This is a genomic window from Rhodanobacter sp. AS-Z3, assembly GCF_029224025.1.
GTDB lineage: Bacteria > Pseudomonadota > Gammaproteobacteria > Xanthomonadales > Rhodanobacteraceae > Rhodanobacter.
On the sequence record NZ_CP119392.1, the window covers coordinates 381,568 to 392,500 of the forward strand.

Sequence of the window (10,933 nt, forward strand, 5' to 3'; positions counted from 1 at the left end):
CCGACACCACCGATGGGATACCGGGTCGGTGTACTCCGTGCCGAACTGCAAAGCGTCGACGCTCGCACCAGCAGCATGAAAACCAACGCGAACGCGACTGGAGGCCCATTTTGTGCTGCTCAAGAAGCCTGCCCTCTGCGCCTTGCCTAGCGATTTACAGAATTAACCTGAACCCGTGAAATTATTTCGCTTGCGCGGTGTCTAACCGGCTAACTCAAGGGAACTGTCCTCTATCGCCTTGGCGATAGTTGATTTACCACAAGTTATTACGTCATTAAGACGCATTTAATTTCGTTTTTCGGCAAAATCCTGTACCTCTTTCCTGCCTTCGGGACACTTTAAGGTGTTCCCTTATCGCCTTGAGGCGCTTAAAATTCGGGCTGCAAATCCGGCGCCCCTCCTCAACTTACTCGGCAAAGCCTCATGAATACGCCAATTGTGGAAAGCCAGCCAGCCACCACTTCGTTCTCGGATCGAATCAAGTTGCTCATACAACGCGTGGGCAGTGCCACCGAGATCGCAAGGATGTGCGGATTCTCGGAAGGCGTGGTCCGCAGCTGGCGTGATGGCAATACCGACCCATCCCGGGCCCGCTGCGTGACGCTTGCTCGCACGCTCGGCATCTCGCTGGTTTGGCTGGTTGCCGGCGAGGGTGCGCTGCAAGGTGAGGTAAACGTCACTGGGTATGACGAACAGCACAGCGCGGAAAAGATCACTCCGCATCGACCATCGAATCGTTCACAAGGACAATCCTTGCTGTCCAGCGATGCACTCGACACTCAGCGACTGAATACCGCCGTACAGATATTGCAGTCCGAGCTGAGCCTGACCGACAGCAAACTGGCGTTGTCGGAAAACGCCGATCTGATCGCCAAGCTCTATGAAATTCTCGGACCGCAAGGTTCGCATGTGGATCCCCTGGCAATGGTGATATTCAACCGCAGTCTCAGTGAGCGTATTCACAAGGCCCGCGAGACAGCCTGAACAGTACGATAGGCATAAAAAAAAGCGCGGCAGCCTTTTTGGCTGCCGCGCTTTTTTTGTGACACCGTTCAGAGCAGAGCAATATCGGCGACGGCGCCAAACTGTGCCTTCAACTGATTGAGCAAGGCCAGGCGATTGGCACGCACGACGGGATCGTCGGCATTCACCAGCACGCTTTCAAAAAACGCGTCGACCGGCGCCTGCAGGCGAGACAGCCGTGCCAACACGGCGGCGTAGTCGCCCGCCGCCCGCGCTTCGGCGTTATCATGCTGGGCGGAGGCGAGCGCTTCGGCCAGATCACGCTCGGCGTCCGTCTCGAACAACGCGGGGTCGACCACGCGACCGATGGGTGATGCGCCAACCTCTTCAGTCTGCTTGCGCAGGATATTGGCGACTCGCTTGTTGGCGGCAGCCAGACTGACGGCTTCATCACAGCGGCCGAATTCGGCCACCGCGCGCAAACGCCGGTCGAAGTCGGCCAGACTGGCCGGTTGCACCGCGAGTACTGCCTCGAACTGGTTGTGGTCGAAACCTTGTTCGGCGTAGTAACCGCGCAGACGGTCGAACACGAAGTCGCACAGTTCGTCGAGCAGGATCGCCCGCCGCTGACCGGCATTCAGCACGGGCGGCTTGCCGTCCTTGCCCGGCTTCAAACCGGCAGCGAGGGCCGAATCCGGAATCAACTCCAGCGCTTCAATGAAACTCCCACGCAAGTCGAGTTCGAGACCACCTTCGATCAGGGTACGCGCCAGACCCAGCGCTGCGCGTCGCAAGGCGAACGGGTCCTTGTTGCCGCCCGGCTTCATGCCGACGGCGAAGATGCCGGCCAGCGTGTCCAGCCGTTCGGCCACCGCCAACACCTGGCCCAGCTTGTCGGCAGCAATGTGGTCACCACCAAAACGCGGCTGGTAATAGCTGTCCAGCGCCTCGGCAACGCTGGCCGACTCGCCATCATGGCTGGCGTAATAACGCCCCATCACACCCTGCAATTCGGGGAATTCGCCGACCATGCGGGTAAGCAGGTCACACTTGGCCAGACTGGCCGCACGCGTGGCCGAGGCGGCATCGACACCAACCCGGTTGGCGATGATCCGTGCCAGTTCCGCCACCCGCACACTCTTGTCCCACAGGCTGCCCAAGGCTTGCTGGTAGGTGACGCCTTTGAGTTGCTCCTGATAGCTTGCCAGCGGCGTCTTCAGGTCTTCATCCCAGAAGAACTTGGCATCAGCAAAGCGTGGCCGGATGACCCGCTCGTAACCCTTGCGGATCTCGGCCGGATCACTGCTTTCGACATTGGCGATGCCGATGAAATGTTCGGTGAGCTTGCCGTCGGCACTGAAGACCGGCACGAACTTCTGGTTAGCCACCATCGTGGTGACCAGTGCCTCCGGCGGCACCGCGAGAAACTCGCGCTCAAATCTACAGGCGATCGCTACCGGCCACTCGGTAAGATTCGCCAGTTCGTCCAGCAAGGCATCATCCAGTCGTGGCACGCCACCGGTGGCACCGGCGACCTGGTCGATCTGATCACGGATGCGCTGCCGCCGCTCGACCGGATCGGCCAGCACATTGCATGCGCGCATCGCGTCCAGCCAGCCATCGGCATCGGCCACATGTACGGGTCGGGAGTGCATGAAACGATGACCGCGTGACTTGCGTCCACTCTGCAGCCCCAACACCTCACCGTCGATGATTTCTGCACCATGCAATATCACCAGCCAGTGCACCGGGCGCACGAAGCTGTAGTCATGATCGGCCCAACGCATCGGGCGCGGAATAGGCAGCGCCTTCAGTGCTTCGTCGATGATTTCCGGCAACAGCGCGGCGACTGGCTGCCCCGGTTTCACGCTGCGCCAGACAAACCAGCCACCTTTGTCGGTTTCCAGTTTTTCCAGTTGCTCCACACTGACGCCGCACGACTGCGCGAAGCCAAGCAGCGCTTTGGACGGCTGACCTTCAGCGTCCAGCGCCGCCCCAAGGGCAGGACCTCTGCGCTCGATGGACTGTTCCGGCTGGGCCGCTACCACCTCGGGAATATGGACGGCCAAACGGCGCGGCGAGGCATATGCCCGCGCGCCATCAAGGTTGGCATCGACACCACGTTTGGCCAGCCCATCACAGATACCCCGCAGAAACGCCATCGACAATTCATCGAGGGCTTTCGGTGGCAGCTCTTCGGTGCCCAGTTCGATCAGCAATGATTTGGCGACGCTCATGCGACCTGCTCCTTGTCGGCTGCGGCAGCCGCTTGTTTCAGACCCGGGAAGCCAAGCTTCTCGCGTTGCGCCACATAGGTTTCAGCGACGCCACGTGACAACGTGCGCACCCGCAGAATGTAACGCTGGCGTTCGGTGACGCTGATCGCGCGGCGCGCATCGAGCAGGTTGAACGTGTGGCTGGCCTTCATCACCTGTTCGTAGGCCGGCAATGGCAGATTGGCCGCGATCAGTTGATTGGCGGTGGCTTCGCAGACATCGAACCAGCGTAGCAACTCGGCCACATTGGCATGTTCGAAGTTGTAGGTGCTCTGCTCCACTTCGTTCTGGTGGAACACGTCGCCGTAGGTGACCACACCACGCGGACCGTCGGTCCAGACCAGGTCGTAGACGTTGTCCACGTTTTGCAGATACATCGCCAGGCGTTCCAGGCCGTAGGTGATCTCGCCGGTCACCGGGCGACACTCGAGTCCGCCCGCTTGCTGAAAGTAGGTGAACTGGGTGACTTCCATGCCGTTCAACCAGACTTCCCAGCCGAGACCCCAGGCACCGAGCGTGGGCGACTCCCAGTTGTCCTCGACGAAACGCAGATCGTGCACCTGCGGGTCCAGACCCAATTCTTTCAGCGAGCCGATATACAGATCCAGAATGTTTTCCGGATTGGGCTTCATCACCACCTGATATTGGTAGTAGTGCTGCAGGCGATTGGGGTTCTGCCCGTAGCGACCATCGGTGGGACGGCGTGAAGGCTGCACATAGGCGGCGGCCCACGGCTCCGGGCCCAGTGCGCGCAGGAAGGTGGCGGGGTGGAAGGTGCCGGCACCGACTTCCGTATCAAGTGGTTGCAGCAACACACAACCCTGCGCCGCCCAGTAGCGGTTGAGGGTCTGGATCACATCCTGAAAGGTGCTTGCGGACATGGTTTTCCGTGACCTTGATTAAAGCGCGTTAGTATAGCTGCAGCTTGCTTTTGCCACTGGGCTACGCCCGGATTGCAGTACGGGAGATACCACTGGATGGCCGCTTCACCGCAAATCGCTTCGCTGCTTGGCCGCCGAGGACGACTGGAACTGGACGAGCTGCTGGCGACGCTGGTGGTCGATGGTTACCTGCTTGCCGAGGATGCAAAACAGGTTCGCATGGGCGCACGGGCCGGACGCAGCACGGTTGAACTGCATCCGCTGGTATTGATCGCCAACGCGAAGCTGGCCAACCAGCAAGATCCCGGGCGGCCATTGAGCCTGGAAGGGCTGACCGAGTGGCTGGCCGGTCACGCGGGGTTGCCGTACCTGAAGATCGACCCGATGAAGATCAATGTCGCCGCGGCAACGCAGGTGGTCAGTCAGGCCTATGCGAAGCGGCATCGCATCCTGCCAATTGCGGCCACGCCGGGCGAAGTCACATTCGCTACCTGCGAGCCTTTCGAGTCGGGCTGGGCGCCCGATCTGAGCCAGATGCTGCGGCGAGATATCAAGCGAGTGGTGGCCAGCCCGATCGACATCAATCGCTATCTGCAGGAATTCTACGGCGTCCAGCGTTCGATCCAGTTGGCACAAGATGCCAAGATCAATGGGGATGCGTCGGCGGCGATCCTGAATTTCGAGCAGTTGGTTGAATTGGGCAAGAGTGGCGAAGTCGGTGCCGACGATCGTCACGTGGTGCACATCGTTGACTGGCTGTTGCAGTACGCGTTCGAACAGCGCGCTTCGGACATTCATCTGGAGCCGCGCCGCGACACCGGGCATATCCGCTTTCGCATCGACGGTCGCATGCAGAAGGTGTTCGAACTTCCTGCCCCGGTCATGACAGCGGTGACTGCTCGCATCAAGATTCTGGCGCGCATGGATGTGGCCGAGAAGCGCCGGCCGCAGGATGGTCGTATCAAGACCCGCTCTTCGTCAGGCCGCGAGGTGGAATTACGCATATCCAACATGCCTACCGCCTTCGGCGAGAAGGTGGTGATGCGTATCTTCGACCCTGACCTCGTGGTCAAGGATTTCGCCCAGTTGGGCTTTTCGCCCGGCGAGGGCGCGAAATGGCGCGGCATGGTCGAACGTCCGCACGGCATTGTGCTGGTCACCGGCCCGACCGGTTCGGGCAAGACCACCACGCTGTATTCCACGCTGAAGCATCTGGCCACGCCGGAGCTCAACGTGTGCACGGTGGAAGATCCGATCGAAATGGTCTCCCCGGAATTCAACCAGATGCAGGTGCATGCTGCGATCGACCTGGACTTCGCCGCCGGGGTGCGCACGTTGCTGCGTCAGGACCCGGACATCATCATGGTGGGTGAAATCCGCGACCTGGAGACGGCGCAGATGGCCGTACAGGCTTCGCTGACTGGCCATCTTGTGTTATCGACGCTGCATACCAACGACGCGCCCAGCGCGGTCACCCGCCTGCTTGATCTGGGTGTTCCGCACTACCTGATCCAGTCCACGCTGACTGGCGTGGTGGCTCAACGACTGGTGCGCACGCTTTGCCCACATTGCAAACAGCCAGGCATGCAGGACCCACAGGCCTGGAACGTATTGACTCACGACTGGGACATGCCAGTTCCTCAACGCGTATTTCACGCGGTGGGCTGCCTTGAATGTCGCAATACGGGCTTCCTCGGACGCACCGGCATTTACGAGATGCTGATACTTTCCCCGCGCTTGCGCGGAATGATTTCTGCGCAGCTCGATCTGAGTGGCTTCGGCCAAGCCGCCTTGATCGAAGGCATGCGGCCGCTGCGTATCTCCGCGGCCGATCAGGTTGCGGCCGGGCTGACCACGGTGCAGGAAGTACTTACCGTGTTGCCGCCGATCGATGCGCGTGAAGATGCAGCACACTAATTCCTCCACCATTTACGAATACCGCCCCGCATGAAACCTGTCCTGATCATCCGCACCGGCCGTGCGCCCGATGCCATCCGTGCCCGCCATGGTGATTTCCCCCACTGGTTCAGGGTGGGCTCCGGACTGCAACCGGAGCAACTTTCTGTCGTGGATGTCGCGAGTGGCGAGCCACTGCCGCCGCCGAAGGAAGTGGCGGGCGCGATCATCACCGGTTCGGCGGCCATGGTCACCGAACGCGCGGACTGGAGCGAGCGCACGGCCGGCTGGATACGCAGCGCAATGGACATCAGCCTGCCACTGTTCGGAGTCTGCTACGGGCATCAGCTGATGGCACATGCACTGGGCGGCACGGTCGGTTATCTCCCGGGCGGGCGGGAAATCGGCACGCAGGCCATCGAGTTGACGGCAGCCGGCAGGCAGGATGCACTCGCGCGCGGTCTTCCGCCCAGTTTTCGCGCGCATACGACACACGAACAAAGCGTGCTCGAGGCACCCAACGACGCCGACGTTCTCGCCTGCTCGGCCAGGGACCCACACCAGTGGCTCCGTTACGGCTCACATGCGCTGAGCGTACAGTTCCATCCGGAATTCAACGCGGAAGTGATGCGCGCCTATATCCGGCGCAAGCACGCCGACATGCAACGCGAAGGCAGCGACCCTACACAGGCATTCAGCGGTGTGGCCGCCACGCCGTTCGCCCGACGTGTGCTACGCCAGTTTGCGGGAGCCCATCTTCAGGCCATCGACGCGGCCTGAACCATCAGCCACGCAATCGGCGGGCAATCGTATCGCGCGAGAAAAGTGCGAATACCACGCCGAACAGGAATCCACCAATATGCGCCCACCATACGTAGGCGCCGTAGCTGGGGCCTGCATAGCTGAACAGCAATTGCAGCAACACCCATATGCCAATCAGCAGGAAAGCCGGCACCCGAACGAATTCAAGGTACAGACCCAGCGGCAACACCAATCCGAGCCGGGCGCGGGGGAACAGCGCCACATAGGTACCTACAACTGCAGAGACGGCTCCACTGCAACCAATGATGGGCAGCCGTACGCCGGCCAGGGAAAGTGCACCGATCAGGTTCGCCACAATCCCGCCCAGGACGAACAGCACCAGAAAGCGAAACGAGCCCAAAGCCCGCTCTCCTGGTAGTCCAAAGATTGCCAGGAAGAGCAAGTTGCTCAGCAAATGCAGCCAGGTGACGTGAATGAAAAGCGCGGTAAACAGCCGCAATAGGGCTGGATCGGCAAGCTGCGGAAGCAACGCCTTGTGCGGATCGAAGATATTCGCCGGAATCGTGCCCCATTCCAGCAGCAGCGACATGCGTTGCCCTGATGGTGTCAATGCGAGCACCACGAAACACATGACGCAAACCGACACCACCAGCAAGGTCGCCCAATGCCAGCGTGGTCGTCTCCGCGTTTCCACATGAATGAACAAGCTTCGCTCCTGGCGTGCTTCACCGACCGAACCGGGCTTGCATGATAGGCGATCCAATCGCTACAACGAGGCAGGCTCGCGATATCTGCTTGAGGACGGCCTGTTGTGTATAACGAACAAGGCCCACTCTTGGGGAGGATCGCCTCGACAGAGCGAGGGTGGTGAGCTGTTGAAGATCACGGCCTGCGGACCCAGCGCCAAAGAAAAACCCGCACCGTTTCCGGTGAGGGTGTTTCAGGATAAAGCCCCTGGCGGTGACCTGTTGCAGTGTGCGATCTACGATCGCAACCGCCACAGCGCCAAAGAAAAACCCCCACCGTTTCCGGTGAGGGTGTTTCAGGATAAAGCCCCTGGCGGTGACCTACTCTTGCATGGAAAAACCACACTACCATCGGCGCATGCGCGTTTCACTTCTGAGTTCGGGATGGGATCAGGTGGTACCACGCCGCTATGGCCGCCAGGGAAGGGGTGGGAGCAGCGCGTTAGCGCCGGCTCCACATCTTCTTGAAAGGCCCGATCGATACAGCTGATCAGACATTTCCGTGAGTGGAAACTCACGTTATAAATCGTAAACGAGTGACAAGCGTCGAGGTGAATTCGAATCAGAACTTTGACATTGTGCCAAGGAACGCACGAAGCGTCTTGGGGTTATATGGTCAAGCCTCACGGCTCATTAGTATCAGTTAGCTCAATGCATTACTGCACTTCCACACCTGACCTATCAACCACCTAGTCTTGATGGTGCCTTAAGGAGAGTCAAGCTCTCGGGAGATCTCATCTTGGGGCGTGCTTCCCGCTTAGATGCTTTCAGCGGTTATCACTTCCGTTCGTAGCTACCGGGCAATGCCATGGGCATGACAACCCGAACACCAGCGGAACGTCCACTCCGGTCCTCTCGTACTAGGAGCAGCCCCCCTCAAATCTCCAACGCCCACGACAGATAGGGACCGAACTGTCTCACGACGTTCTGAACCCAGCTCGCGTACCACTTTAAATGGCGAACAGCCATACCCTTGGGACCGGCTACAGCCCCAGGATGTGATGAGCCGACATCGAGGTGCCAAACACCGCCGTCGATATGAACTCTTGGGCGGTATCAGCCTGTTATCCCCGGAGTACCTTTTATCCGTTGAGCGATGGCCCTTCCATACAGAACCACCGGATCACTATGACCTACTTTCGTACCTGCTTGATCCGTCGATCTCGCAGTCAAGCACGCTTATGCCATTGCACACAGTGCGCGATGTCCGACCGCGCTGAGCGTACCTTCGTGCTCCTCCGTTACTCTTTGGGAGGAGACCGCCCCAGTCAAACTACCCACCATACACGGTCCCTGACCCGGATTACGGGCCTAGGTTAGAACGTCAAGCACTTCAGGGTGGTATTTCAAGGATGGCTCCACGCAAACTAGCGTCTGCGCTTCAAAGCCTCCCACCTATCCTACACAGAAGAACTCAACGTTCAGTGTAAAGCTATAGTAAAGGTTCACGGGGTCTTTCCGTCTTGCCGCGGGAACGCTGCATCTTCACAGCGAATTCAATTTCACTGAGTCTCGGGTGGAGACAGCGCCGCTGTCGTTACGCCATTCGTGCAGGTCGGAACTTACCCGACAAGGAATTTCGCTACCTTAGGACCGTTATAGTTACGGCCGCCGTTTACTGGGGCTTCGATCAAGAGCTTCGCCTTGCGGCTGACCCCATCAATTAACCTTCCAGCACCGGGCAGGCGTCACACCCTATACGTCCACTTTCGTGTTTGCAGAGTGCTGTGTTTTTGATAAACAGTCGCAGCGGCCAGGTTATTGCAGCCCATCAACGCTCAGTCACGCACGTGACCACGCTAATGGGCGCACCTTCTCCCGAAGTTACGGTGCCATTTTGCCTAGTTCCTTCACCCGAGTTCTCTCAAGCGCCTTGGGATTCTCACCCTGCCTACCAGTGTCGGTTTGCGGTACGGTTTTTCTATAGCTGAAGCTTAGTGGCTTTTCCTGGAAGCGTGGTGTCAGTCACTTCGCCCAAAAGGGCTCGTCTCGGTGCTCGGCATAAAGTATCCCGGATTTGCCTAAGATACATGCCTACCTCCTTTCCCCGGGACAACCAACGCCCGGTAGACCTAACCTTCTCCGTCCCCACATCGCACTATAGAAAAGTGCAGGAATATTAACCTGCTTCCCATCGACTACGCATTTCTGCCTCGCCTTAGGGGCCGACTCACCCTGCGCCGATGAACGTTGCGCGAGGAAACCTTGGGCTTTCGGCGTGGGGGCTTTTCACCCCCATTATCGTTACTCATGTCAGCATTCGCACTTCCGATACCTCCAGCATGCTTTACAACACACCTTCACAGGCTTACGGAACGCTCCTCTACCGCGTACACATAAATGTGCACACCCCGAGCTTCGGTGCATAGCTTAGCCCCGTTAAATCTTCCGCGCAGACCGACTCGACCAGTGAGCTATTACGCTTTCTTTAAAGGATGGCTGCTTCTAAGCCAACCTCCTGACTGTCTATGCCTTTCCACATCGTTTTCCACTTAGCTATGACTTTGGGACCTTAGCTGCGGGTCTGGGTTGTTTCCCTTTTCACGACGGACGTTAGCACCCGCCGTGTGTCTCCCGGATAGTCTGTCCTGGTATTCGGAGTTTGCCATGGTTTGGTAAGTCGCGATGACCCCTAGCCATAACAGTGCTCTACCCCCAGGAAGATTCGTCCGAGGCGCTACCTAAATAGCTTTCGAGGAGAACCAGCTATCTCCGAGTTTGTTTAGCCTTTCACTCCTATCCTCAGCTCATCCCCATCTATTGCAACAGATGTGGGTTCGGTCCTCCAGTGCGTGTTACCGCACCTTCAACCTTACCAAGGATAGATCACTCGGTTTCGGGTCTACTGCCTGAGACTATGCGCCCTATTCAGACTCGATTTCTCTTCGCCTCCCCTATACGGTTAAGCTTGCCACAGACAGTAAGTCGCTGACCCATTATACAAAAGGTACGCAGTCACCCTTGCGGGCTTCCACTGCTTGTACGTATACGGTTTCAGGGTCTATTTCACTCCCCTCTCCGGGGTTCTTTTCGCCTTTCCCTCACGGTACTAGTTCGCTATCGGTCAGTCAGTAGTATTTAGCCTTGGAGGATGGTCCCCCCATGTTCAGACAAGGTTTCACGTGCCCCGCCTTACTCAATTTCACACAAAATGCCTTTTCGTCGACTGGGCTATCACCATCTATGGCCGGGCTTTCCATCCCGTTTGACTAAAACATAATGTGCTTTTGGGCTAGTCCCCGTTCGCTCGTCGCTACTCAGGGAATCTCGGTTGATTTCTTTTCCTCCGGGTACTTAGATATTTCAGTTCCCCGGGTTCGCCCTGCATGGCTATGTATTCACCATGCAGTACTCCTTGCGGAGTGGGTTTCCCCATTCGGACATTGCCGGATCAAAGCTTGTTGCCAGC

At 58.5% G+C, this 10,933-nt stretch carries 6 protein-coding genes and 2 rRNA genes (1 of these 8 cut by a window edge); 3 read left to right on the forward strand and 5 right to left on the reverse strand.

The window, feature by feature from the left end; translation table 11 throughout:
- Window positions 1-423 precede the first annotated feature (423 nt).
- Complete coding sequence (locus PY254_RS01640) at window positions 424-984, forward strand: helix-turn-helix domain-containing protein (protein ID WP_281013751.1); 561 nt, start codon at window positions 424-426, stop codon at window positions 982-984.
- Between the two features lie 68 nt (window positions 985-1,052).
- Here PY254_RS01640 and glyS read toward each other — a convergent pair whose 3' ends face one another.
- Both glyS and glyQ read right to left on the reverse strand, forming a co-directional pair.
- The gene (gene glyS, locus PY254_RS01645; protein WP_281013752.1) at window positions 1,053-3,200 is read right to left on the reverse strand and encodes a glycine--tRNA ligase subunit beta; all 2,148 of its coding nucleotides are present in this window, start codon (window positions 3,198-3,200) and stop codon (window positions 1,053-1,055) included.
- Window positions 3,197-4,120 carry a glycine--tRNA ligase subunit alpha gene (gene glyQ / locus PY254_RS01650; protein WP_281013753.1) on the reverse strand — a complete coding sequence of 308 codons (924 nt, stop codon included), beginning with the start codon at window positions 4,118-4,120 and terminating at the stop codon, window positions 3,197-3,199. Before glyQ ends, glyS begins: the two co-directional genes overlap by 4 nt.
- Window positions 4,121-4,216: 96 nt before the next feature.
- Between glyQ and PY254_RS01655 the strand changes: the two genes are divergently transcribed.
- Window positions 4,217-6,037 carry a type IV pilus assembly ATPase TfpB gene (locus PY254_RS01655; protein ID WP_281013754.1) on the forward strand — a complete coding sequence of 607 codons (1,821 nt, stop codon included), beginning with the start codon at window positions 4,217-4,219 and terminating at the stop codon, window positions 6,035-6,037.
- Between the two features lie 30 nt (window positions 6,038-6,067).
- On the forward strand, window positions 6,068-6,796 hold the full coding sequence (locus PY254_RS01660) for a glutamine amidotransferase (RefSeq protein WP_281013755.1): 729 nt from the start codon (window positions 6,068-6,070) through the stop codon (window positions 6,794-6,796).
- A 4-nt stretch (window positions 6,797-6,800) separates the two neighbouring features.
- On the opposite strand, the gene PY254_RS01665 is transcribed toward PY254_RS01660, so the two are convergent.
- The 3 genes from PY254_RS01665 to PY254_RS01675 all read right to left on the reverse strand — a co-directional run.
- Window positions 6,801-7,484 (reverse strand): rhomboid family intramembrane serine protease, encoded by a 684-nt coding sequence (locus PY254_RS01665; RefSeq protein WP_281013756.1) that lies wholly within the window; start codon window positions 7,482-7,484, stop codon window positions 6,801-6,803.
- Between the two features lie 348 nt (window positions 7,485-7,832).
- Window positions 7,833-7,946, reverse strand: a 5S ribosomal RNA gene (rrf, locus tag PY254_RS01670).
- Between the two features lie 190 nt (window positions 7,947-8,136).
- Window positions 8,137-10,933 (reverse strand): 23S ribosomal RNA (locus PY254_RS01675); it runs 84 nt beyond the window's last position.